At 72.1% G+C, this 25,425-nt stretch carries 13 protein-coding genes; 9 read left to right on the forward strand and 4 right to left on the reverse strand.

All coding sequences use genetic code 11. The features are described from left to right. Positions 1-18 precede the first annotated feature (18 nt). Positions 19-1,128 (forward strand): PA0069 family radical SAM protein, encoded by a 1,110-nt coding sequence (locus tag ACVFYP_RS02110; RefSeq protein WP_499198469.1) that lies wholly within the window; start codon positions 19-21, stop codon positions 1,126-1,128. A gap of 3 nt (positions 1,129-1,131) precedes the next feature. Here ACVFYP_RS02110 and ACVFYP_RS02115 read toward each other — a convergent pair whose 3' ends face one another. From ACVFYP_RS02115 to ACVFYP_RS02130, 4 genes are all read right to left on the reverse strand, one after another. After that, a complete protein-coding gene (locus ACVFYP_RS02115) occupies positions 1,132-1,314 on the reverse strand; it encodes a hypothetical protein (RefSeq protein ID WP_499198470.1) in 183 nt (60 codons plus the stop codon). Next, positions 1,315-2,400 (reverse strand): malate/lactate/ureidoglycolate dehydrogenase, encoded by a 1,086-nt coding sequence (locus ACVFYP_RS02120; RefSeq protein WP_499198471.1) that lies wholly within the window; start codon positions 2,398-2,400, stop codon positions 1,315-1,317. Positions 2,401-2,493: 93 nt separating this feature from the next. Further along, the gene (locus ACVFYP_RS02125) at positions 2,494-5,100 is read right to left on the reverse strand and encodes a penicillin-binding protein 1A (RefSeq protein ID WP_499198472.1); all 2,607 of its coding nucleotides are present in this window, start codon (positions 5,098-5,100) and stop codon (positions 2,494-2,496) included. A 126-nt stretch (positions 5,101-5,226) separates the two neighbouring features. Next, complete coding sequence (locus ACVFYP_RS02130; protein WP_499198473.1) at positions 5,227-6,369, reverse strand: N-acetylmuramoyl-L-alanine amidase family protein; 1,143 nt, start codon at positions 6,367-6,369, stop codon at positions 5,227-5,229. Between the two features lie 855 nt (positions 6,370-7,224). Between ACVFYP_RS02130 and ACVFYP_RS02135 the strand changes: the two genes are divergently transcribed. From ACVFYP_RS02135 to ACVFYP_RS02170, 8 genes are all read left to right on the forward strand, one after another. After that, positions 7,225-10,458: an Rne/Rng family ribonuclease gene (locus tag ACVFYP_RS02135; RefSeq protein ID WP_499198474.1), complete on the forward strand. Its 3,234-nt coding sequence runs from the start codon at positions 7,225-7,227 to the stop codon at positions 10,456-10,458. A gap of 117 nt (positions 10,459-10,575) precedes the next feature. After that, positions 10,576-11,595, forward strand: coding sequence for a C-terminal binding protein (locus tag ACVFYP_RS02140; RefSeq protein ID WP_499198475.1), 1,020 nt, complete (start codon positions 10,576-10,578; stop codon positions 11,593-11,595). Between the two features lie 243 nt (positions 11,596-11,838). Then, on the forward strand, positions 11,839-13,113 hold the full coding sequence (locus ACVFYP_RS02145; protein WP_499198476.1) for a glycosyltransferase family 4 protein: 1,275 nt from the start codon (positions 11,839-11,841) through the stop codon (positions 13,111-13,113). 63 nt (positions 13,114-13,176) lie between these two features. After that, positions 13,177-20,472 (forward strand): SDR family NAD(P)-dependent oxidoreductase, encoded by a 7,296-nt coding sequence (locus ACVFYP_RS02150; RefSeq protein ID WP_499198477.1) that lies wholly within the window; start codon positions 13,177-13,179, stop codon positions 20,470-20,472. A 36-nt stretch (positions 20,473-20,508) separates the two neighbouring features. Beyond that, complete coding sequence (locus ACVFYP_RS02155; RefSeq protein WP_499198478.1) at positions 20,509-21,831, forward strand: aminotransferase class I/II-fold pyridoxal phosphate-dependent enzyme; 1,323 nt, start codon at positions 20,509-20,511, stop codon at positions 21,829-21,831. Beyond that, complete coding sequence (locus tag ACVFYP_RS02160; RefSeq protein WP_499198479.1) at positions 21,828-22,940, forward strand: hypothetical protein; 1,113 nt, start codon at positions 21,828-21,830, stop codon at positions 22,938-22,940. The genes ACVFYP_RS02155 and ACVFYP_RS02160 overlap by 4 nt, the downstream gene beginning before the upstream one ends. A 110-nt stretch (positions 22,941-23,050) precedes the next feature. Next, positions 23,051-24,346 carry a capsule polysaccharide biogenesis protein gene (locus ACVFYP_RS02165; RefSeq protein ID WP_499198480.1) on the forward strand — a complete coding sequence of 432 codons (1,296 nt, stop codon included), beginning with the start codon at positions 23,051-23,053 and terminating at the stop codon, positions 24,344-24,346. Between the two features lie 120 nt (positions 24,347-24,466). After that, positions 24,467-25,423 (forward strand): Bug family tripartite tricarboxylate transporter substrate binding protein, encoded by a 957-nt coding sequence (locus tag ACVFYP_RS02170; RefSeq protein ID WP_499198481.1) that lies wholly within the window; start codon positions 24,467-24,469, stop codon positions 25,421-25,423. The last annotated feature ends 2 nt before the right edge of the window (positions 25,424-25,425 follow it).

The raw sequence follows: 25,425 nt of genomic DNA on the forward strand, positions 1-25,425 counted from the left end.
AACAAGGGGATCGGAGCCATGCCGGACGGAGGTGCCACCGCGATGCCCTCCCTGGCCCGCAAGGGTCGGGGTGCCGTCACCAATCCGGGTGTCCGCTACGACTCCAGCCATTCCGAACTCTACGACGATGGCTGGGGCACGCTGGACGCCGATTTCGCCGAACTGCCGCCGCTGGCCACGACGCTGACGCGCGACCATGCGCGCAGCGCGATGTCCTGGAACGACAGCCCGGATATTGGCTTCGACCGTTCGCTGAACCCCTATCGCGGCTGCGAGCACGGCTGCGTCTATTGCTACGCCCGGCCCAGCCACGCCTATATCGGCCTGTCCCCCGGCCTCGATTTCGAATCGAAGCTGATGTTCAAGCCGAACCTGCCCGAGCTGCTGGAGAAGGAGCTTTCCAAGCCGGGCTACACGCCGAAGCCGGTGGCGCTGGGGGCGAATACCGACCCCTACCAGCCGGTGGAACGCACACTCGGCATCACCCGGCGGGTGCTGGAGGTGCTGGAACGCTTCGGCCATCCGGTCACCATCGTCACCAAGGGCGCGCTGGTGCTGCGCGACCTCGACATCCTGCAAAGGCTGGCCTCGCGCAACCTCGTGCGGGTCTGCCTCTCCGTCACCACGCTGGACATGAAGCTGGCGCGGGTGATGGAGCCGCGCGCGGCCAATCCCTTGAAGCGTCTGGCGGCGGTGACGCAGCTGACCAAGGCGGGCGTGCCCACCGGCGTGCTGGCGGCGCCGATGATCCCCGGGCTGAACGACATGGAGATGGAGCGCATCCTGGAAGCCAGCGCCCATGCCGGCGCCACCCATGCCGGCTATGTGCTGCTGCGCCTGCCTCTGGAGATCAAGGGCATGTTCGAGGCCTGGCTCCAGGAACACCACCCTGATCGCGCCGCCCGTGTGCTGGCCCTGGTGCGGGAAACCCGTGGCGGACGGCTGTATGACGCACGCTTCGGCCAGCGCCAGACCGGTAGCGGCCCCTATGCCGAGCTGCTGTCCCAGCGCTTCCGCATCGCCCTGCGCCGCTACGGGCTGGAAGGGCGGCCGGGGCAGTTCGGCGCCCTGGATTGCAGCCAGTTCCAGCCGCCGCGTGCCGAGGCACGGCAGATGGAGCTGTTGTAGGATCTAGATCCGCCGGATCGGCACCCGGTTGGTCGTCGCCCAGTCGGGCCAGCCGATGAAGCGTTCGACCAGCACCAGCAGCGTGGCGACGACCAGCACCACGATGATGATCTGGACGGTGCGGCGGGATGGCGGATGGCGCAGCCACTGCGCCATCCGCATCAGCAGACGGGTGAGGGGATCCACCTATCCGTTGGTCGGCACGCCGAGGCGCCGCGCGACCTGCAGAATGCTCTCCCAGGTGTCCGGCTGCAGCGGCACGCCATTCGCCAGACGGTCGGCGCGGGTCTGGGCTTCCTTGTCGCCGGGCGCCATCACCGGGCTCGCGGCATCGGCCGGCGTCGTCTCCATCACCCAATCCACATAGGCGCGGCCCGTCGCCTCGAATTCCGCCTGCGTCCCAAAGTGCCGGGGCGAGACGTAGAAGCTCAGCATGCCATTGGCGATCCGCCCCCGCGCATCCACGGGGCCGGAGGTGCCGCCCCCGGTCAGCGCGCCGGCCAGCATCTCGCACATGAAGGCGAGCCCGCTGCCCTTGTGCTCGCCAAAGGCGCGGATCGCCCCCTTGCCGTTCGAGGGATTGCGCGGGCCGATCTGCGGATAGTCGCCATAGAGCGTATGCGGATCGGCCGAGAGGCTGCCATCCGGCTCGATCAGCGCGTCATGTGGCAGCGCCTTGCCGCCATTGGAAGCGACCAGCACCTTGCCCTCCGCCACCAGGGATGTCGCGAAATCCAGGATCAGCGGCCGCCCCGGCAGCGGCACGCCGACGCTGAAGGGCGCCGTGGAAAACCGCCGCTCCACCCCGCCAAAGGGCGCCACCAGCACGCTGCCCGCGACATTGACGAAATGCACCGAGATCAGCCCGGCCTCGATCGCCTTTTCGGAATACTCACCCACCCGGCCGATATGCCCGGCATTGCGCAGCCCGACCACGGCGATGCCGTGCTGCAAGGCGCGGGCGATGCCGAGTTCCACCGCCTGCGGCGCCACCGTCTGGCCGAAGCCGAACTTGCCATCCAGCAGCGCGAAGCAGCCGCCATCGGTGACGATCTCGGCCTGCTGGCCCTTCAGCACGTAGCCGGCCTCCAGCCATTCGACATAGCGCGGCACCCGCGCCACGCCGTGGCTGTCATGCCCGGCGAGATTGGCACCCAGCAGATGCGTGCTGATGCGGTTGGCTTCGCCCCCATCGCAGCCCGCGGCCGCGAAGATCTTCTCGACAACCGCTTCCAGCGCGGGCGCGGGGACTGTGACGTATTCGGCGGCCATGGCTCTCTCGGATTTTTCTTGTGCCGGGAGCCTAGAGCATCAGGTCAGGTCGAACCACCCGGCGGCGCGAAGCTCGCGCCGCCGAAAATGCAGCTAGTACAAACCGCCCAGATTGCTGTCGACGCTGGCCGCCGCCGTGGCGGGCGTGTCGCCAGCCAGGGGGTCGACCGGCGGGCGGGCGCTGTTTTCCGTGCCGGGCTTGAAGGCCTCGAAGATGGTCTGGCCATTCGGCAGCTGCATGCGCACCAGCGCCACGCCAGGCGGGGCGCGGAAGGGAATCGGCGGGCTGTCGCCCAGCGCCGCGGCCATCACATCGCGGAAGATCGGCGCGGCATTGCTGCCGCCGGTCTCGCCATTGCCCAGGCTGCGCGGCTCGTCGAAGCCGACCCAGACGGCCACGACCAGATCCGGCGTGAAGCCGACGAACCAATTGTCCTTGAAGTCGTCCGTGGTGCCGGTCTTGCCCGCCACCGGCCGGTTCAGCCCGGCGCCGGCGCGCGCGCCCGTGCCGCGCTGCACCACGCCCTGCAGCATGCTGGTCATCTGGAAGGCGGAGACCGGGTCGGTCACCTGCGCGCGGGTTTCCGTCAGCTGCGGCGGCCGGCCACCGGGCTCGGCGTCGCAGGCGCGGCATTCGCGCGCATCGGTGCGCCAGACCAGGCGGCCCTGGCGGTCCTGCACGCTGTCGATGAGCGTGGGGATCACCTGCCGCCCGCCATTCACGAAGCTGGCATAGCCCGCCGCCTGCCGCACCACCGTGGTCTCCCCGGCGCCGAGCGACATCGCCAGCACGCGCTGCATATTGGGGATGACGCCGAAGCGCGCCGCCACCTCCGCCACCGCGGGCATGCCGACCTGCTGGGCGAGCCGGATGGTGACCAGGTTGAGGCTGCGTTCCAGCGCGCTGCGCATGGTCACCCAGCCCTGCGGCGCGCCGCCGCCGTAATTGCCCGGGCGCCACATGCCCTGCGGGGTCATGATCTCCACTGGCCCGTCCAGCAGAAGCTGGTTCGGCGGAATGCCCGCCTCCAGCCCCGCCAGATAGACATAGGGCTTGAAGGAGGAGCCGGGCTGGCGCAGCGCCTGGCTGGCGCGGTTGAACCAGGACCGTTCGAAGGACCAGCCACCGACCATGGCCAGCACGCGCCCGGTATTCGGGTCCATCGCCACAACAGCGCCCTCGACCTCCGGCAACTGGCGCAGCGCCAGACGTTCCGGCTGGGCCGCGTTGCGGCCCTGGGCCGGGGTCGCGGCCAGCGTTTCCACCAGCACCACGTCGCCGGGCGCCAGCACATCCTGCATGCGTCGCGGCGCGCCGCCGACGCGGCCATCGCGCACCGGGCGCGCCCAGCCGGAGACGTCGGAGAAGTTCAGGGTGCCGGTGCGCGGCTGCGGCGCCGTGCGGCCATCCGGCCGTTCCAGCCAGGCCATCCGGGCGTCGCGGTCGCGAACCTCCAGCGCCACGGCCAGCCGCCATTCCGGCAGGGCGCCGGGCGGGCGGGTCTGGGCCTGCAGGGCGGGCAGCCATTCGGTGGGGCTGGCGGAAATCCGCGCCACCGGGCCGCGCCAGCCGCCGCGGCGACGGTCATAGGACAGCAGCCCGTTGCGCAGCGCCGTCTCGGCCTCTGCCTGCAGAACCGGATCGAGCGAGGTGCGCACCACCAGCCCGCCCATGGTGGTCTGGTCGGCGCCGAAGCGGGCCACCAGCTCACGCCGCACCTCCTCGGTGAAGTACTGGCCGACCGGCACCACATCCGGGCGGCGCTGCGGGCGAGGGATCAGCGGCTCGGCCTGGGCGCGGGCGGCCTCGGCGGCGGTGATCGCGCCGTCCTCGGCCATGCGGCCGATCACCCAGTCGCGCCGGGCGCGGGCGGCTTCGGGGAAGCGGGCCGGATTGTAGTTGTTGGGGGCCTTGGGCAGGGCTGCCAGGAAGGCGGCCTCCGCCACCGAAAGGTCATCCAGCGACTTGTTGAAGTAGTTCTGGGCCGCCGCCGCCACGCCATAGGCCTGCTGGCCCAGGAAGATCTCGTTCAGATAGATCTCCAGGATGCGGGCCTTCGGCATGGCCTGCTCGATGCGCAGGGCCAGAATCGCCTCCCGCACCTTGCGCATCAGCGTGCGGTCGTTGCCGACCAGCATGTTCTTGGCGACCTGCTGGGTGATGGTCGAGGCGCCGGCCATGCGCCGGCCGGACCCGATCTGCTCCAGATTGGTCACCACGGTGCGGGCGATGCCGACGGGGTCGATGCCGTAATGGGTCCAGAAGCGCTGGTCCTCGGCCGAGATGAAGGCCTGCTGGACGTGGCGGGGAATCGCCTCCATCGGCACGAAGACCCGGCGTTCCTGCGCCAGCTCCGCCATCAGCCGGCTGTCGCCGGCATAGATGCGGCTCATCTGCGGGGCCTGGTAGTCGGCCAGCCAGCGGTAGTCCGGCAGTTCGGCGGAGGCGGAGCGGTACAGCGCATAGGCCGCGCCAGCCCCGGTCAGGCCAATGGCGACGCCAAGGATGATGACGGAGCGGGCGAGGAAGCCCATCGTGCCGAACAGCCACGACCGGCGGCGTGGGGTACGGGGCTGGCGCGGGGCGCGAGGCGGCCGGCCGCCGCCGCCAGCCTGGTCCGGCGCGGCGTCCGGGGGCGTGGCGGTGGTGGCGGTGCGGCCCACCATAGGGCCTTCGGCGCGGAGGTCGTGGCTATCCATGGCTCATCCATACACTGTCCGACCGGGCGCGGCCCATGCCGGACTTCGGTGTCTGGCTTGCATGCGCGGAGACGTGTCCCGCATCTTGGGTGGCGCGCCGCCCGCTGCCAGGGGGCCGGACAGACCCTAGCCGAAGACGGCCCCGGTCTCCCGCCCCTGGGCCAGCCAGGCATGGATGGCCCGGCCCATGGCGCGGGCCAACTTGGCCCGATGGTCGGCGCGGCGCAGCGCGGCCTCGTCCTGCGCGTCCGAAAGAAAGCCCATCTCGACCAGGACGGAGGGCACATCCGGCGCCTTCAGCACCATGAAGCCGGCCTGGCGATGGGCGTTGTTCAAAAGCGGCACATCCTCCCCCAGCTCCGACACCACATGCCGGGCCATCATGGCGCTGCCGGCGCGGGTCTCGGCGCGGACCAGGGACATCAGGATGGCCTGCACCTCCGGCGGCACGGCGGGCAGGCGCAGGCCGCCGGCGCGATCCGCCAGATTCTCCCGCCGCGCCAGGGCACCGGCCAGGGAGTCGGAGGATTCGCCCAGGGTATAGACACTGGCACCACGCGCGCCCGGGGCGCTGTCCGCATGCATGGAGACGAACAGCGCGGCCTGGCGGCGGCGGGCGAATTCCACCCGGTCGCCCAGGGGCACGAAGCGGTCATTGGCGCGTGTCATCGCCACCCGGCAACGGCCGCTCGTCTCCAGCACCCGCTTCAACTGCAGGGCGGCGGCCAGCACGATGCGCTTTTCCTGCGTGCCGGCGCGGCCGATGGCGCCCGGGTCTCTTCCGCCATGGCCGGGGTCGAGCACCACCAGCGGCAGGTTCTGGGCGCGTGCGGCGCTGGGGGCGGAGGTGCCGCCGCCCTGCGCCAGGGTGCCACTGCCGCTGGCCAGGCGCGCGAAGGCGGCGGCGGAGCCGGGCACCACCTCGATCACCAGCCGAGTGCCTGTGGCATTGGCGGCGCGCAGCGCCACCGGTCCGGACAGGTCGAGTCGCAAACGGCCGCGCTCCATCCGGGCCGATCGGATCGGCCCGGCGCCACGCAGCGTGGTGGCGGCGGTCCAGGGCTGGTCTGGCACCTCCAGCAGCAGGCGATTGGGCCCGCGGGCCGCGGTCAGCCGCCAGGCCGCGCCCGCGGGCAGGGTCAAGGTCAGGCGGGCGCCGGGACCTATGGCCTGCAATGAGGCGCCGGTGACGGCGGCCAAGGCTTCGCGTGGCGCTGGCAGCGCCGCCAGGCCGAGCACAAGGCTCGCCAGGGCTCGACGTCCGAGCATGGGTAGGACCCCCCTTAATTCCGGCTGCGCCTCGGCCCGATCTGGGCGCTGCCGCGCGGCTCATCTCGCGCGGTCCCAGACAAGGAAGACCAGCGCCGGAGGCAGGACCACCCCCCGGTGCCGACCTCACGACCAGAATGCCACATCCGGCCCGAGGGTTGCCAGCAAAGGTTCAGATCCGAGGTGAAATGCGCGCATCCAGGACGGCCTGTGGCCCTTTTGCACGGGCGATGGCTGGGCGCCTTGTGGAGCCGGGTCTTGCCGCCTATGGTGACCCGCCCCGGTGGCATCCGCCGCTGGCCTGGTTTGCGTGTCGCGCGGCCGTCCCGCCCCGCATCTGCCCGCCTTGTCGCGGCGGAGGGGGCTAGGGTCAATGGCCGGGATCCTGGCATGGGGGAGGGACCTGGTCCTTCTCCGTGCTTCGCCAGGAACAGCGATTCCCGCCCGGCTGGCGAGGAGCCTGCGTGGCCGTCACGTTTCCCCTGGCGGAAATCCTTCGTGGAAATCCGGCTGGCGGTACGGAATCGGCCCGGCAGGCCTGCCGCCCGCCCGATTGCGCCTGCGACCGGCGCCCCGATGCAGGGGGCTGCCGATTGAAGGGTTTCCGGGGCAGCGCGAGGCGCGCCCGCCGGGACCGGTCTGTCTGGAGTGATCCAGGCGTATCGGCCCCACTGAACCCAACAGGGCCTGCCCACGGACCCCCGTGCAAGGCCCGCCGCGACAAGGACCGGATCGCCGCCGCATGGACGATTTCCTGCCGCCGATCCGTTCTGTCTCGGGCCCCGCCACCCCCTGTCGCCGCGACCGGCCCACCGGTGATCCCCCTGGGCAGCGCGGTGCGGAGTCCTCTCCTCCATGACCAAGCGCATGCTGATCGACGCATCCCACCCCGAAGAGACACGGGTGGTGGTGCTGGATGGCAACCGCCTCGAAGCCTTTGATGTCGAGTCGGCCAACAAGATGCCCCTGAAGGGCAATATCTATCTGGCCCGCGTCGTGCGGGTCGAACCCAGCCTGCAAGCCGCCTTCGTCGAATATGGCGGCAACCGGCACGGCTTCCTCGCCTTCGGCGAGATCCACCCCGACTACTACCAGCTTCCCGTCGCCGACCGGCAGCGCCTGATCGAGATGCAGCAGGCCGAGGCGCGCGAGGAACAGGAACGCGAGGAGGCCGAGGAGGCCGCTCGGGAGGTCGATGAGGCGCTGAACGCGGCGCTGGAAACCGCGATCGACGGCGAGGCCGACGAGGTTTCAACCGCCGAAGCCCCTTCCGATGAGTCCGGACAGGACGAACAGGACCGCGGCGACACCGCGATGCCGATGGCGATCGAGGTCGAGCGCCGCACCGGCCCGGCCGTTCCGGAAGCCGAGGGCGAGGCCAGCGCCCAGCCGGAAGGCCAGACGGACGAGGCCGCCGCCGAGGATGCGGCGCTGCGCGAGGAGGCCCGCGAGAATGCGGAAGCCGCCCGCGACGCCGCCGAGGAGGCCGCCGAGGCTGCCGCTGAGGAAAACGGTGGCGAGGAGATTGGCGGCGAGGAGAGCGGTGCCGAGACGTTCGGCGAGCCTGCCGCCGATGGCGAGACCGCCGGCCAGGATGCGCCGCGCGCGGCCCGCGGCCCGCGCCCTGATCGCGGGGACCGGGATCGTGGCCGTGGCCGGCGCGACCGGGGCGGTCGCGACCGCGACGCCTCCCGCGGCGACCGCGATTCGTCGCGCGATGCGCCGCGCGGCGATGACGATGTGGAAAGCGTCGGCAATGCCGATGCGCCGCCCCCCGAATCCGTGGGCGGCAGCACTGAGGACGACGCGCGCGAGCGCCGCATCCCGCCGCGCTTCCTGCGCCACTACAAGATCCAGGAGGTCATCAAGCGCCGCCAGATCATGCTGATCCAGGTGGTGAAGGAGGAGCGCGGCGGAAAGGGTGCCGCGCTGACCACCTATATCTCTCTGGCTGGCCGCTTCTCCGTGCTGATGCCGAACAGCCCCCGTGGCGGCGGCGTTTCCCGCAAGATCACCTCCGCCGGCGACCGCAAGCGCCTGCGGGAGATCATCGACGAGCAGCAACTGCCGCAGGGCATGTCGCTGATCGTCCGCACCGCCGGTGCCCAGCGCCCGAAGCCGGAAATCAAGCGCGACTGCGAATACCTGCTGCGCCTCTGGGACGGCATCCGCGAGCGCACCTTCGCCAGTACCGCGCCTGCCCTGATCTATGAGGAAGCCGACCTCATCAAGCGCTCGATCCGCGATGTCTATGGCAAGGACGTCGAGGAAGTGCATGTGGAGGGCGAGCAGGCCTATCAGGATGCGCGGGACTTCATGCGCATGCTGATGCCGGCGCATGTGAACAAGGTGAAGCCGGTGCGCGACGGCGTGCCGCTGTTTGCCCGTTTCGGCGTCGATGCCCAGCTCGACGCCATGCACAACCCGAATGTGCAGCTGAAGTCCGGCGGCTATATCGTCATCAACCAGACCGAGGCGCTGGTCTCCATCGACGTGAACTCGGGCCGCGCCACGCGCGACCGGCACATCGAGGACACGGCGCTGCGCACCAATCTGGAGGCCGCCGATGAGGTGGCCCGCCAGCTTCGCCTGCGCGACCTGGCCGGCCTGATCGTCATCGACTTCATCGACATGGAATCGGCCCGCAACGATGCGCAGGTCGAGCGCCGGTTGAAGGAGGCCCTGAAGCAGGACCGCGCCCGCATCCAGGTCGGCCGGATCAGCCATTTCGGCCTGCTGGAGATGTCGCGCCAGCGGCTGCGGCCTTCCGTGGTCGAGCACGCCTATGTCGCCTGCCCGCATTGCCAGGGCCGGGGCATGGTCCGCAGCGTGGAATCCAGCGGCTTGCAGGTGCTGCGCGCGATCGAGGAGGAGGGCGCCAAGCGCCGCGCCGCCGAGATCGTGGTGCATTGCGCCATGCCGGTGATGCTGTGGCTGCTGAATCTGAAGCGCGAGCGGCTCGGCCAGATCGAGCAGCGCTTCGGCATGCGCGTGCTGGTGCAGCCGGACGACACGCTGATCCCGCCGGCGCTGCGCATCGAGCGCACCCGCGCCGCCAATCCGGACGCGATCGCCGAGCGCCCCTCCGCACTGCGCATGGACTACGCGCCGGAACCCGAGCCCTTCGTGGAGCCCGAGCCCGTGGAGCCGGAAGCCGTGGCGGAGCCGGCCGCGCCGGCGCCGCGCGCCGAGGCGCCGGCTGAACGCCCGGCCGAGGGCGCCGAGGGTGAGGCCGGCCGCCGCCGCCGCCGCCGCCGCCGCCGTGGCGGTCGTCGCGAGGGTGTGGAAGGCCAGGCCGGCGAGGCCCAGGGCGATTCGGAGGAGTCCGAGGAGACCGAGGAGGGCACCGAATCGGAGTCCCCGGCCGACGAGACCCCCGAGGCGGAAGCTGGCGAGATCGAGGCCGGTGAGTCCGATGTCGAGGAGGGTCCGGAGGACGAGGCAGCGCGCCGTCGCCGCCGTGGCCGCCGCGGCGGTCGCCGCCGGCGTGAGGAGGGCGAGGCCCAGGGGAACGAGCCGGCGCAATCCGTGTCGAGCCCCGTCGTGCCCGCCCATGCGCCGATGAGCCCGGCTCCGATGAGTCCGACTCCGGCCCAGGCACCGCCGCCGCCGCGCCGCGCGCCAACCCCGGCCGACCCCTTCGCTGGGCATATGGACGACATCTTCATGGCGATGGAGGCGGCCGAGCAGGCCGCCGAGCGCGCCGCGACGAACCGTCGCCCCAGCCCGCCGCCGCCCGCACCCCCGGCGCCGGTGGTGGTCCCCCCTGCGGCCGAGACGCCCGTGCAGGTCGAGACGCCGGTGGCAGTGGCCCCGGTTGTCGAGACTCCGGTGGTGGAGGCCCCGGTCGTCGAAGCAGCGGTCGTCGAAGCCCCGGTGGTGGAAGCCCCCGTGGTGGCGGACGTCCCGGCAGCTCCAGTAGCCGCAGCGCTGCCGGCGGAGGCGCCCGTCGCCCCGCCGCCGGCTCCGCCCGCCCCGGCGCCCGTCGCCTCCACCGAGCCGGTGGCCGCTCCGCCGGTCGCGCCGATCGTGCTGGGCGAAGGTCCGCCGGCCGATCTGCCGCGCAAGCGGGGCTGGTGGCGCGCCTGATCTGAATCCCGCCTTTCAGGTGCCTCGCCCGGTTGCGGCGCGGCGCCTGAGCGGCAAGGATATCCCACAGAACCGCCACCCGGATGACCGGGTGGCGGCGAGTGGGGAGAACCAGGCGTGGCGCAACTGACCGTCCTCGAACCGGAGGGCATGTATCCGGACACCCTGCTGGAGCAGGAGGTGTTCGGTCCCGGTGTCGACATCCTCCACGGTGGCGCCCCGCATACCGGCACGCTGGACGCCCTGCCGGATGAACTCTGCGCCAAGGTCGATGGCCTGCTGATCTTCCGCCATTGGTTGCAGGCCAAGGATATCGCGCGCTTCCCGAAGCTGCGCGTCGTGGTGCGCATGGGCGTCGGCTATGACCGGCTGGACCGCGCCACCTGCGCCGCCAGCGGCATCACCGTCTGCAACGTGCCGGACTACGGCACCCAGGAAGTGGCGGACCATGCCGTCTCCCTGGCGCTGGCGCTGCGGCGCGGCATCATCCTGCATCATGACCTGCAAAGGGCCGATCCGCCGGCGCCCTGGCGCTATGTCGACAGCCCGCTGATCCGCCGCGCGGAGGTGCAGGGCTTTGGCATCGTCGGCCTGGGCCGCATCGGCATGGCGGTCGCCCTGCGCGCCAAGGCCTTCGGCTTCAAGGTCCGCTTCTACGACCCGCATCTGCCCAATGGGGTGGACCGCGCGCTGGGCATCACCCGCTGCCGGACGCTGGAGGAGTTGATGCGGGGCGCCGATATCCTGTCGATCCACGCGCCGGACACCAAGGAAACGCGCGGCATGATCGGCGCGCGGGAATTGGGCTGGCTGCCGGAAGGCGCGGTGGTGGTGAACACCGCGCGCGGCACCAGCCTCGACATCGATGCGCTGGAAGCCGGGCTGCGCAGCGGTCGCATCGCTGGCGCCGGGCTGGATGTGATCCCGGTGGAACCGCCGGTGGAGCCGGTGCCCGGGCTACTCGCAGCCTATCGGCGGCGGGAGCCCTGGCTGCAGGGGCGCGTGGTCATCACCCCGCACAGCGCATTCCACACGCCGGAAGCCTGGCTGGATATTCGCCGAAAGAGTGCGGAGACGATGCGCGACGTGCTGTTGCTCGGGCTTTCGACCAATGTGATACTCCCGGATAACGGGTAAATTACAATCTATAGTTGCGATCAGGCACGTCTCGGAAATGTGTTGCAAAAAAGAGATTGACGCCCGTCGTCAATCCACACAGTCTTGTGAGGCATGAAGCGGCTGAAACCGCGACATTATTGCACTGCACGCTAACTGGACGCCGGGCTGTTCCGGTATTTGGATGTGCAGTGCGGCAGGGGGCCGTAGCGAGGCTGGCGCGCCAACCGGCGACGGCCAATGGGGACGAGGAGGATCGCTGGCGTGCATGTCTTCCTCGACATCTCTCGCCTTCTGACAGTGGCTCATCGGGCGGCGCCATCCGGGATCGACCGGGTGGAGATGGCCTATGCCCGCCATTGGGCGCTGCACCATCCCAACAACTGTACCTTCGTCGCGGAAGTGCCCCTGCTGGGCTTCGCGGCACTGCCCCCCTCCCTGGTTCGGGAATTGGTGGCTGCGCTGGAGGAATCCTGGGAAAGCGGCACGCGCCTGGCGGCCAACGCCGCGCGCCGCGCCCGGCTTTCCCTGCCCTTCGGCCGCCCGGCCCTGAACGAGGCGCTGCGCCGCCCGGGGCCGAAAAGCTTCCTGCTGGTCTCGCACCGGGCGCTGGAGCGGCCTGGCCGCATCGCCGCCATGCGGCGCAATGGCTGCCACTTCGTGCCGCTGATCCATGACCTGATCCCGCTGCACCACCCCGAATTCGCCCGGGAAGGCCAGGCGGAGCGGCATAAGCGGCGCATCATCACCACCGCGGCCCTGGCCGACGGCATCATCGTGAATTCTGCGGCGACGGCGGCGGAACTGTCCCCCTGGCTGGCCGCGCGCAACGACCGGCCGCTGATCGCCGTCGCGCCACTCGGCGTCACCCCCTCGATGGTCGAGGCGCCGCCGGTGGCGCTGCGGCCCTATTTCGTCGCGCTCGGCACCATCGAGCCGCGCAAGAACCACCTGTTGCTGCTGAACCTCTGGCGGCAATTCGCCAGCTCCATGGGCGGCGCCGCGCCGCGTCTGGTCGTGGTCGGCCGCCGGGGCTGGGAGAATGAGAACGTGCTCGACATGCTCGAGCGCTGTTCCGCCCTGGATGGGCTGGTGCGGGAATGCGGGTCGCTGCCCGACCGGGAAGTGGCCTCCCTGCTGCGTGGCGCCCGCGCCCTGCTGTTCCCCTCCTTCGCCGAGGGCTTCGGCCTGCCGCTGGCCGAGAGCCTGGCGCTCGGCGTGCCGGCCCTGGCGTCGGACCTGCCCGCGCTGCGCGAGGTGGGCCGGCAGGTGCCGGACTATCTGGACCCGCTGGATGGCCCGTCCTGGCGCAATGCCGTGCTGGACTATGCCCGCCCTGACAGCGGCAGCCGCCGTGCCCAGATCAGCCGCATGACCGGCTGGCGCGCGCCCAGTTGGGACGAGCATTTCGTCGAGGTGGAGAATCTGTTCCGTGATCTGGTGCGGCATCCGTCGGAGCCGTTTTCGCCGCGCGTGGATCTGCTGGAGCGGGACGTTGCCCGCCCGACCGCGGCGCGCCGCGACGATGGCATGCCGTGACAGGCGCGACCCCCGGCCTGTGCCCGCCGGCACCCAGGCGCCGTTGCTGAGCGCAGCCACCGCATGAAACCCGCCCGTCCTCTCCGGGCGGCCCGATCCCGCGCCGCAGTCCCCATCGCCATTCTTGGCGTCGGGTGCCGGTTGCCGGGCGCGGCCGATCCCGAGGCCCTGTGGTCGATGCTGGCCGCCGGCACCGATGCCGTCTCCGTGCTGCCGGGGGACCGCTTCAACCAGGCGCTGTTCCTGCATCCTCGCCGCAGCGAGCCTGGGCGGTCCTATACCTTCGCCGCCGGCACGATCGGTGACCTGCGCGGCTTCGATGCCGGCGCCTTCGGCATTTCCCCGCGCGAGGCGGCGGAGATGGACCCGCAGCAGCGCCTGCTGCTGGAAGTGACGCTGGCGGCGATGGAGGATGCCGGTTGCCGGCCCTCCGCCTTGGCCGGGCGTGACATCGGCGTCTTCGTCGGCGGGTCCTCCACCGATTACAGCGATCTGCGGCTGCTCGATCACAGCGGCGGTGACCGCTACTTCATGACCGGCAACGCGCTGTCGATCCTGTCCAACCGCCTGACCAATGTCTTCGACCTGCGCGGCCCGGCGGAGACCATCGACACCGCCTGCGCCTCCTCCCTCGTCGCGCTGCATGCCGCCTGCCAGGCTTTGGCGGATGGGCGGCTGGAGGCGGCGGTGGTGGCGGGCGTGCAGGTTCTGCTCTCGCCCTTTCCCTTCGTCGGCTTCTCTCGCGCCTCCATGCTCTCCCCCACCGGGCGCTGCCGCGCCTTCGATGCGGGGGCGGATGGCTATGTGCGGGCGGAAGGCGCGGCGGCCTTTCTGCTGAAGCCGCTGGATGCGGCGCTGGCAGCTGGCGATGCGATCCGTGGCGTGGTGCTCGGCACCGGCGTCAGCGCCGTCGGCCGCAGCATCGGCCTGTCCCTGCCCAACCGGGACGCGCAGGCGCGGCTGATCCGGCAGGTGATGGACGATACCGGCGCGACGCCGGACCGGCTCGCCTATTACGAGGCGCATGGCACCGGCACCCAGGCGGGCGACCCGGCCGAGGCCTGGGCGATCGGCCAGGCCGCGACCGGCCGCGCCACGCCGCTGCCGGTGGGCTCGATCAAGACAAATATCGGCCATCTGGAGCCGGCCTCCGGCGTTGCCGGGCTGCTGAAGGCGCTGCTGGTGCTGGAAAAGCGCCAGGTGCCGCCCAGCCTGCATCAGGCCCAGCCCAATCCGAACATCGACTTTGCGGCGCTGAACATCCGCGTGCCGGGGGCGCTGGAGGATCTGGCGCCGATCGAACAGCCGATCGCCGGGGTGAATTCCTTCGGCTTCGGCGGTACCAACGCCGCCGTCCTGCTCGGCCCGGCGCCGCCGCCCAGGCGTCAGGCGGCACCGCCGAAGGGCGCGCCGCAGCCGCCGCTGCTGCTCTCCGCCCGTTCGAACGCTGCCCTCTCCGCCCTGGTGGCGAATTGGGAAAGCCGCTTGGCGGCGACGCCGGTGGCGGAGGTCGCGGCCCTGGCGCGCGGCGCGGCGCGGCACCGGGACCTGCATGCGCATCGTCTGGCCCTGCGCGGCAGCGATGGTCCAGCGTTGGCCGGCGCGCTCGCCGCCTGGCGGCGTTCGGAACAGCGGCCCCCGGCGGCGACGCCCGGCGGGCTGTGCTTCGTCTTCAGCGGCAATGGCGCGCAATTCGCCGGCATGGGCCGCAACGCCTTGCCCACCTCCACTGCTTTCCGCGCCGGCATGGCGCGGGCCGATGCGGCGCTGGCGCCGCTGCTCGGCTGGTCGCCCCTGGCGATGCTGGAAGCCGGCGTCACGGCGGAACAACTCGCCAGCACCGACATCGCCCAGCCGCTGCTCTTTGCCATCCAGGTGGCGAGCCTGGACGCTTTGGCCGCCGAAGGTCTGCGCCCCGACCTCGTGCTCGGCCATTCGGTGGGGGAGGTGGCGGCCGCCCATGCCGCCGGGCTGCTCGACCTGACCGCCGCCGCGCGGCTGGTGGTGGCGCGGTCGCGCCAGCAGCACCGCACGCGCGGCCAGGGGCGCATGGCCGCGCTCGGCGCCACCGAGGCCGAGGCCACGGCACTGATCGCTGAGGCCGGGCTGACCGGCGTGGTGGAGATCGGCGCCTTCAACGGCCCCGCCGCCGTGACCCTGGCCGGGCCGGAGACGGCGCTGGCCACATTGCGCCAGTTGGCGGAGACGAAGCGCCACGCCTTCGTGGCCCTGGACCTGGACTACGCCTTCCACAGCGCGGCGATGGAGCCGGTGCGGGAGGGGCTTCTGGGCGAATTGCTCGGCCTCGCCGGCCAGCCCGGCCAGGTGCCGATGATCTCCACCGTGACCGGGGAGATGCTGGCGCCGGAGGCGGTCGGGGCCGTCTATTGGTGGCGCAACCTGCGCCAGCCGGTGCGCTTCGAACCCGCCTTGCGCACGGCGCTGGCTCAGGGTGCCCGGCTGTTCCTGGAAGTCGGCCCCAATCCGGTGCTGCAATCCTATATCCGGGAGACGGCCCGCGCCGCCGCCGTGGAGGCGGCGAACCTCGTCAGCCTGAGCAAGCGGGATGTGGAGGGGGCGGACCCTTTCCCCGCCATCGCCGACCGCGCCTTCGCCGCCGGTGCCGATCCGCGCCAGGGTCCGGCCTTCGCCGGCCCCGCCACGCACCGCCTGCCGCCGACGCCGCTGGACCGCAAGCCGGTCTGGCAGCCGGAGACGGTGGAGGCGAGCCATCTGGTGGACCCGGTGCTGGACCACCCTTTGCTCGGCTTCCGGCGGGGTGAGCCGGGCGTCTGGCATCGTGCCATCGACACGGAACTGTTTCCCTGGCTGGCCGATCACCGGCTGGGCGCGGATGCGGTGCTGCCGGCCTCCGGCATGCTGGATATGGCGCTCGCCGCCGCGCGCCTCCGATTCCCCGAGGCGCCGGCGCTGGAGGTGGCGGAATTCCGCATCCTGCGCGCCGCGACTCTGGAAGAAGGCCGTGCCCGCGAATTCCGCTGCACGCTGGAGGCGGAGGGCGGCTTCCGCATCGAGGGCCGCCGCCGCCTGTCCGAGGAAGCCTGGGCGCTGCATGCCGAGGGTGAGGTGCGCGCCGCGACCCTCGCCGCGCTGGCGCCCCCCGCTCTGCCGCCCGGCCCGGGCGGTGCGCCGAAGGCGATGGATGGCGCGACGCTGCGCGGCATCGCCGCCCGGCTCGGCCTGACCTATGGCCCGGCCTTCGCGGCGGTGGACAGCGTGGCGCCGACCTCCGTGCCCGGCCAGGTGCGGGTGCGGCTGGTGCTGCCCGACTCGGCGCCGCCGGATGCCGCCTTCCTGCTGCATCCCTCCCGCCTCGATGGCGCCATGCAGGGGCTGTTCGCCCTGCTGGCCGAAACCCCGCCGCCGCCCGGCACCGGACTGGTGCCGGTGCGCTTCGCCCGGCTGGTCGCCCTGCCGGGGGCTGCCGCCGCCGTCACGGCGGAGGTCACGCTGACCCGGCGCGGCGCGCGTTCCGCCACTGCACGGCTGGTGCTGCGCGATGCGCTCGGCAACGTCGTCGCGCGCATCGAGGATGCGGTGTTCCAGCGCTTCGCCCTGCCGGGGCAGACCGCCGCCACCGACGCCGCCTATCGCATCGGCCTCGCCCCGGCGGCCGAAGGCGCGCCGCCCGCACCCGCCTTGGCCCCGGCGCTGGAAGCGGCGCGCGCCGCCGCCTCCGGGCTCGACCTGACCGAGGCCGCGCTGCTGCTGGAGGCACATGTCGCCGCCGCCGCGCAGGGCCTCTACGCCGCCGAACCCACCTTGCACGAGGCGGCGCCGGAGGCCTCGGCCTACGAGGCCTTCCTGCGCCGTGCCTTGATCGAGGACGGGGCGGCGGAGCCGGCGGGCGCCCCGGGCGGCATCCGCCTGCTGCCGTACAATGCCCTGCCGGAAGCCGCCGAGATCTGGCGGTCGGTCCTGGCGGAACAGCCGGGCTTGGCGCTCGACCTCGCCTGGATCGCGGAGGCGGCGGAACGGCTGCCGGAGGCCTTGCGCGGCCGGCTGCGCGACCTGCCGCCGCCGCCGCCCCAGGGCGAGGCGATGGCGCGACTGGCGGAGGCGCTGGCCGCCGCGGTCGGCGCGCTCGCAGCCGTCTGGCCGGAAACCCGGCCGCTGCGCATTCTGGAAGTCGGCGCCGCCAGCGGCGTGCTGGCCCGCCGCGTGCTGGCGCGGCTGGCGCCGTTGGGCCGCGCCCTGGTCTATGTCGCGGCCGGCGATGGCCGCGTGCCGCTGCCCGAATTGCCGGAAGGCATGCCGGCCGGAAGCGAGATGCGCGGCGTGGTCTGGGACCCGCTGGGCGATGCGCCGCCGCCGCTGGTGGCCGACCTCGTCATCGGCCTCGCCCCCGCCGCCCGCGCCCGTGCCGGCTCCGCCTTGACCACGGCGCTGCGCCCGGCGCTGGCGGAAGGTGGGGCGCTGCTGCTGGTGGAGCCGCTGCCCGGCCGCGTCTGGACCTTTGTCTGTGGCCAGGACACCTCCTGGTGGACGGGTCTCGGCCCGGATGCGGTGGGCGGTTCGGCCGGTGGCGCGCTGCCGGATGAATCCCTGTGGCTGGGGCGCCTGGCGGAGGCCGGCTTCCGGGCCATCGTGGCCGAACCTTTGGCCTGCGCCCCCTGGCCGGCGCTGCTGCTGGCCGCGGAACAGCCGCCGCCGCCGGCCGCCGCCCAGCCGGCACCGCCACGCAGCCTGATCCTGGCCGATGCCGCTTCCGCCCCGCTCGCCGCCGCCCTGGCGGCGCGGCTGACCCGGCGTGGCGGCATGGTGGAACGCGCGGCGCTGGATGCCGTGCCGCCCGCCAGCGCCCTGCGGGGTGCGCGGCTGCTGCTGCTGGCAGCGCCCGAGACGGCGGATCTGGCGGGACATCTCGCCATCGTCACCCGCATCGCGGAGGCCGCGGCCGGTCTCGCCAATGGCTTCGTGCTGGTGACCCAGGGCGGCCAGCAGCCGGCGGAGGGCGTGCATGTGCCCGCCGCCGCCGCCTTGCAGGGCCTGGCCCGGGTGCTGGCGAATGAGATGCCGGCGCTGCGGGCGCGGCGCATCGACCTGGCGCCCGGCATGGTGCCGGAAGCCGCGGCCCGCCGCCTGACTGCCGAACTGGCGCAGTTGACGCCAGAGCCGGAGGTGACGCTCGGCCCCGATGCGCGGCTGGTGCCGCGTCTGCAACGCGGCCTGACCAGCCCGGCCCCGGGTGGGCCGCTGGCACTCGGCATCGGCCAGCCGGGCCGGCTCGGCACGCTGCGCTGGGAGCCCGCGACGCTGCGCGCCCCGGCGGCCGGGGAGGTGGTTCTGCGGGTCGAAGCCGCCGGGTTGAATTTCCGCGACCTGATGTGGGCGCAGGGGCTGCTGCCGGAGGAAGTGTTGGAAGCCGGCTTCGCGGGGCCGACTCTCGGCATGGAATGCGCCGGCGTGGTCGAGCAGGCCGGGCCCGGCGTCGCACTGCGCCCTGGTACAAGGGTGTTCGGCTTCGCGCCGGGGGCGCTCGCGGCCCGCGTCGTCACCCGGGTGGAGGCGATCGCGCCGCTGCCGGAAGGGCTGGACCCGGTGCAGGCCGCCACCATCCCTGTCGCCTTCATGACCGCGCTGCATGCGCTGGAAACCTGCGCCGATCTGCAAGCGGGCGAGACGGTGCTGATCCATGGCGGCGCCGGTGCCGTCGGCCTCGCCGCCTTGCAGGTGGCTCAGGCGATCGGCGCGCGCATCGCCATGACCGCCGGCAGCGCCGCCAAGCGCGCCTTCCTGCGCGCCGCCGGCGCCGACCTGGTGCTGGACAGCCGCGACCCCGGATTTGCCGATGCGCTGCGCGGCGCCTGGCCTGAGGGCGTCGACGTCGTGCTGAACTCCCTGGCCGGGGAGGCGATGGAACGCTCGCTGGGATTGGTGAAGCCGTTCGGACGCTTCGTGGAACTGGGCAAGCGCGACTATGTCGAAAACCGCCGCGCGCCGATCCGGCCGTTGCGGCGCAATGCCAGCTATTTCGCCGTGGATGTGGACGAATTGCCGCGCGCCCGCCCGGGCCAGGCTGCCCGCCTTCTGGGCCGGGTGCGGGACCGCCTGCAGGACGGCACGCTGCGGCCGCTGCCGCATGCGCTGTTCGGGCCGGAGGAGGTGGAGGCCGCCTTCCGCACCCTTCAGGCCTCCGCCCATATCGGCAAGCTGGTGATCCGCCCGCCGGCGGAACGCCCCGCTTCCGCCGCCGCCTGGGCACCGCCGGCGGGCCAGACCATCGTCGTGGTCGGCGGTACGCGCGGCTTCGGCTTGGCCACCGCGCGCTGGCTGGTGGCCCAGGGCGCGAAGCATCTGGCGCTGGTCGGTCGCAGCGGTGGCGATGAGGCCGCCGCCGCGCTGCGCGAGCTTTCCGCCCTCGGCGCCCGCCCGGCCCTGCATCTGTGCGACGCGACGGACGCCGTGGCGCTGGATGCGACGCTGAAAAAGATCCGGGCGGCGCGGCCGATCGGTGGCGTGGTGCATGCCGCCGCGGTGCTGGATGACGGCGCCGCCACGGCGATGGATACGGGGCGCTTCCAGCGGGTGCTGTCGCCCAAATTGCAGGCGGCGGAGAATCTGGACCGGCTGACGGCCGGCGATCCGCTTGGCCTGTTCCTGCTGTTCAGCTCCGCCACCACCGCTTTCGGCAATCCCGGCCAGGCCAATTACGTCGCCGCCAATGCGGCGCTGGAAGCGCTGGCCCGCCGCCGCCGTGCCGCCGGCCGCCCCGCTCTGGCCGTCGCCTGGGGGCCGATCGCCGATGTCGGCATGCTGGCCGATGACCGGGAGAAGGCGGAAAAGCTGAACCGCCGCCTGGGCGTCGTGGCGATGACCGCGGCGGAATCGCTCTCCGCCCTGCCGGCGATGCTGGCCGCCGCCGATGCGGCGCCGCTGCTGGTGCGCCTGTCCAATGGCGAGGGGCGGCTGGCCCTGCCGATCATGGCGGAGCCGATGCTGGCGGTGCTGGCGAGCACCGAGGCCCCCGCGGCTGGCGAGGATCTGCGCGCCCGCCTGCCCAGCCTGCCACGGCCGGAGGCGGAGGCGCTGATCCTGCGGCTGGTGACGGAGGAAATCGCCCGCATCCTGCGCCTGCCGCCGGAGGCGGTGGCGATCGACGCCGCCGTGACCGGCCTCGGCCTCGACAGCCTGGGGGCGCTGGAACTGCGCGGGGCGCTGGAACAGCGGCTTGGCCTGCAGGTGGCGCTGGCGGCGCTGACCGAGGAGTTGACGGTGGGACGCCTGGCGCGGCAGATCGCCGATGCGGCGCTGGCACCGGCGGGCGATGAGGCAACCATCTCCACCCTGATGGAATCCTTCGAACCCAGCACAGATACGGTGCGTGCCGCTGAGTAGCGACGGCAGGGGTCATTCGGGGGTTCGCACCACAGCATGAGTCGTGGGCAGGGTTTCGGACTATCGAACGCCGCGCGGCTGGCGCTGGTGCAGCGCCTGGCGAAGCGGCGCGAGGGGCAGGAGGCGCAGGCCGCCTCCGACCACCGCGGCTTCGGCGCCATCCAGGGTCTGCGCGACTGGGGCCTGATGCGGGAGGCGATGGGCGCGCTGGCCATTGAAAGCCCGTTCTTCCGGGTGCATGAGGGCCGTGCTGGGGCGCATAGCCTGATCGGCAATCGCGACACCCTCAATTTCGGCTCCTACGACTATCTCGGCCTGAATGGCGACCCCCGGCTGCACCAGGCGGCGGCGGATGCCATGGCGCGCTACGGCATCTCCGCCAGCGCCTCCCGCCTCGTCTCCGGCGAGCGACCGGTGCATGGCGCGCTGGAACAGCGCCTGGCCACGCATTACGGGCAGGAGGCGGCGCTGGCCTTCGTCAGCGGCCACGCCACCAATGTCACGGTCATCGGCCATCTGATGGGGCCGCGCGACGTGATCGTGCATGACGCCGCCATCCACAATTCCTGCGTCGAGGGCGCCAAGCTTTCGGGCGCCCGTCGCGTCTCCTTCCCCCACAATGACGTGCGCGCGGCGGAGCGGGAGATGGCGGCGGTGCGGCGCAGCGCCGGGCGCGCGCTGCTGCTGGTCGAGGGCCATTATTCTATGGATGGCGACGTGCCGGACCTGGCCGCGCTGGTCCAGATCGCCCGCAAGCACGATGCCTGGCTGATGGTCGACGATGCGCATGGGCTGGGCTGCGTCGGCGCCACCGGCAAGGGGGTGTTCGAGGCCGCCGAGGTGGACCCCGCCGAGGTCGATATCTGGATGGGCACCCTGTCCAAGACCCTTTGCGCCGCCGGCGGCTACATCGCGGCGCGCAGCGATCTGATCGACTGGCTGCGCCATACCGTGCCGGGCTTCGTCTATTCCGTTGGTCTGTCGCCGCCGCTCGCGGCCTCCGCCGCCGCGGCGATGGATGTGATGGCGGCGGAGCCCTGGCGGGTGGCGAAGCTCCAGGCCAATGCCAGGCTGTTCCGCGACCTGTGCCGGCAGCACGGCTTCGACACCGGCGCCTCCGAGGGGCTGAGCATCGTGCCGGTGGTGCTGGGCAGCTCGGTGCGGGCGGTGCGGGTTTCCGTCGCCTTGCTCGAACACGGGGTGAATGCCCTGCCGATCGTCTTCCCGGCGGTGCCCGAAAAGCTGGCGCGGCTGCGCTTCTTCCTCTCGGCGGAGCATTCCGAACAGGATGTGCGCGACGCCGTGGCGGCTCTGGTGGTCGCCACCGATGGGGTGGCGCCGGCCGACCTCGCCGGGTGATCGCGACAGCGCCCGTCAGCGGCCGGGCAGAGGCGGCCGCCTTCCATGCCCTGCCGGCCCGGCTGCGTGGGTTGGGCTGGTCGGTGCCGCTGCGCTGGGACGAGGCGCGGATGTTCGATCCGACGGTCTTCGGCTTCCTGGCGGACCATGCGGTGCAGCGCTTCCTGGCCCGGCGGGATGGCGCGGTGGTCGGCCGCATCGCCGCCTGCGTGCCGGCGGACCCCGCCGCCCCCGCGACCTTCGGCTTCCTCTGCCTGGAACAGGACCCCGCGGTGCTGGCGGCGCTGCTGGCCGCGGCGCGCGGCTTTTTACGCGAACAGGGCAGGGCGGAGATGATCGGCCCGCTCTCCTTCACCATCAATCATGAGGTCGGCGCCCAGGCCGGCTTCTTCGACCGCCCGCCGATGCTGCGCATGCCCGGCTCCCCGGCCTGGCTGCCGAAGATGCTGGACGCGGCCGGCCTGTCCCCCGTGCAGGACGTGCTGGCTTGCACGCTGGACCTGGCGACGGAGCGTCATTCGGCGCGCTTCGCGGCGCTGGCCCTGAAGCGCCCGGCGGAGATGGCGCGGCTGTCGCTGCGGCCGATGGACCGGCGGGATTTCGGCGCCGAGGTCGGCCGCGTCGCCGCGCTCTACAACGATGCCTGGGGCGCCAATTGGGGCGCGGTTCCGCTGCGCCCGGCGGAGGTGAAGGGGCTCGGCGCCCTGCTGCGGCCGCTGTTGTGGTCGGGGGAGGTGGTCTTCGCCGAATGGGACCGGGTGCCGGTCGGGCTGGTCGCGGTGGTGCCCAATATCGCGGAGGCGATGCCGGCGGATGGGCGTCTGCTGCCCTTCGGCTGGGCGCGGCTGGGCTGGGCGCTGGCCGGGCGGGTGCGATCGGCGCGGCTGCCGATGCTGGGCATCAGCCAGGCCTTTCGCGGCCATCCGGCCTCCGCCCTGGCGATGGGCGCGCTGATGCGGGAGGCGATCGGCCTGGCCGGGCGGCGCGGCTGGCAAAGCCTCGAGGTTTCCTGGATCCTGGAGGGCAATGCCGCGATGTTGAACAGCATGGGAAGGCTGCCCGCACCGGTCACCGGGCGTTGGCGCATATGGCGCGCCGCGGAGGCTTGAAACGGCGCGAAACCTGCCCTGCGTCCCGCGCCATTGACAGTAATGGGTCCGCTCATGGCTATGCAGTCTCAATGGTGCCAACGGAATCACAGCTGAATCAGCGGACGGACATGTCACGCCCGCGCCGGACCGGGTCACGGCATTTCCTGTTCCTGCAGGGGCCGATCAGCCCCGTCTTCGCCGAGGTCGCGGCCGGGCTCGTGGGCCTGGGACACAGGGTGTATCGCATCAACCTGTCGCTCGGTGACCGGCTGTTCTGGCGCCAGGCGCCGGGCATGCCCCCGGCTTCGGATTATGGCGGCACACCGGAAGACTGGCCGGATTTCATCGCCGCCTATCTCGACCGCCACGGCATCACCGATATCCTGCTGCTGGGTGAGCAGCGCGCCTATCACCGCGCCGCCATCGCCGCCGCGCAGCGCCGCGGCATCTTCGTGGCCGTAACCGATTTCGGCTATTTCCGGCCGGACTGGGTGACGCTGGAACGCGACGGCATGGGGGGCGACAGCCACTTTCCGGGCGATCCGGCGGCGATCCGCGCATTGGCCGCCCGCCTGCCGGCGGCCGATCTGACCGAGCGCTACCGCGACGACTTCCGCCTCCAGGCGATGTGGGACATGGCCTATCACCTGGCCAATCTCGCGCCCTGGCCCTTCCGGCATTACCGCAGCCACCAGTTGCACCACCCGGTCGCCACCTATCTCGGCATCGGCTGGCGCCTGCTGCGCCGACGGGCGGAACATGCGGAAGGGGTGCGGGCGCTGGCGGCGATCGGTGACGCGCCGTTCTGGCTGTTCGCCATGCAGATGGAGACGGATTTCTCCGTCCGCGCCTATTCCCCCTATCCCGATCTCGACACGCCGATCGCCGAGGTGCTGGACAGCTTCGCCCGCCTGGCGCCACCGGCCGCGCGGCTGCTGTTCAAGGTGCATCCGCTGGACCCCTGCGTGAAGAACTGGCACCGCCGCATCGGCCTGATGGCGGCGCGGGCCGGCCTCGCGCCCGACCGGGTGCATGTGGCGCATCACGGGCCGCTGGATGCCATGTTGCTGCGCGCGCGGGGGCTGATCACGATCAACAGCACCGTGGGTCTCCGCGCCCTGGCGCTGGGCCAGCCGGCCGTCGCACTGGGCCAGGCGGTGTGGAACGTGCCTGGCCTGGCCTATCAGGGACCGCTCGACCGCTTCTGGGCGGAGGCGGGCGTGCCGGATCTCGAACTGCGCGACGCCTTCCTGGCGGCCTTGCAGGGCACCACCCAGCTGCGCGGCGTGTTCTATGCCCGGGAAGGGCGGGCGGAGGCGGTGCGCGCCATCGTCGCCACGCTGCATGAGGACCGGGTCGGTCCCTTCCCGCCGGAGGATTCGCCGGCCGTCCCGTTGCGGGTGACGGCGCGCGAGGCGGGCTGACAGCCGGCTTTCAGGGGCCTGCCGAAGCGCGGTGTTTACGCGCCCGATCCCATCTCGTTACCCTTCCGCCGCTGCGGCCGGAGAGCTGCGGTGTATGGGAAGGGAGCGGTCCGCATGTTCATGTCACGACGCAGCCTGATGGCCACGGTGGCGATACCGGGGGTTTCCATGGCGCAGAGCGCCTGGCCAAACCAGACGGTGCGCTTCATCACCCCCTTCGCCCCCGGCGGCGGGGTGGACACGCTGGTGCGGCTTGTCTGCGCCAAGCTGGGCGAGATCGCCGGCCAGTCCTTCGTGGTGGAGAACCGCGCCGGGGCGGGCGGCAATATCGGCATGACCGCCATCGCGCGGTCGCCGGCGGATGGCACGGTGATCGGCCTCGGCTCCGTCTCCTCGCTCGCCATCTCGCCGACGCTGCGGCCGAACATGGCCTTCGATGTGGAGCGGGACTTCACCTATATCGGCGGGCTGTGGCAGTTGCCGAACCTGCTGATCGTCAACAAGGACGTGCCGGCCCAGACGGTGCCGGAGCTGATCGCGCTGATCCGCGCGCATCCCGGCCGCTACACCTTCGCCAGCCCCGGCTCCGGCACCACGGTCCATCTGGCGGGGGAGATGTTCAAGCAGATGGCCGGGCTCGACATGGTGCATGTCCCCTATCGCGGCGGCGCGGCGGCGCAGCTCGATGTGCAGGCCGGGCGGGTGCACATGATCTTCGACAACATCCCGCAGAGCCTGGCCAGCGCCCGCGGCGGCCAGGCCCGGGCACTGGCGGTGACCAGCCTGACGCGCAGCCCGCAGGCGCCGGAGGTGCCGACCATGGCGGAATTCCTGCCGGGCTTCGAATTGACCTCCTGGGCCGGGATCGTCGCGCCGGCGGCGCTGCCGCGGGCGATCGTGGACCGGCTGTCGGAGTTGACGCGCCAGGCGCTGGCCAGCCCCGATCTTCTGGCGAAGTTCCAGGAGAATGGCGCGGCGCCCTGGTGGACGACGCCGGAGGCGATGTTCGATTTTCGGCGCGCCAGCGCCGCGCAGCTCGCCCCGGTGATCCGCGCTTCCGGCGCCGTGGTGGAGTGAAG

Source organism: Roseomonas sp. F4, assembly GCF_053891155.1.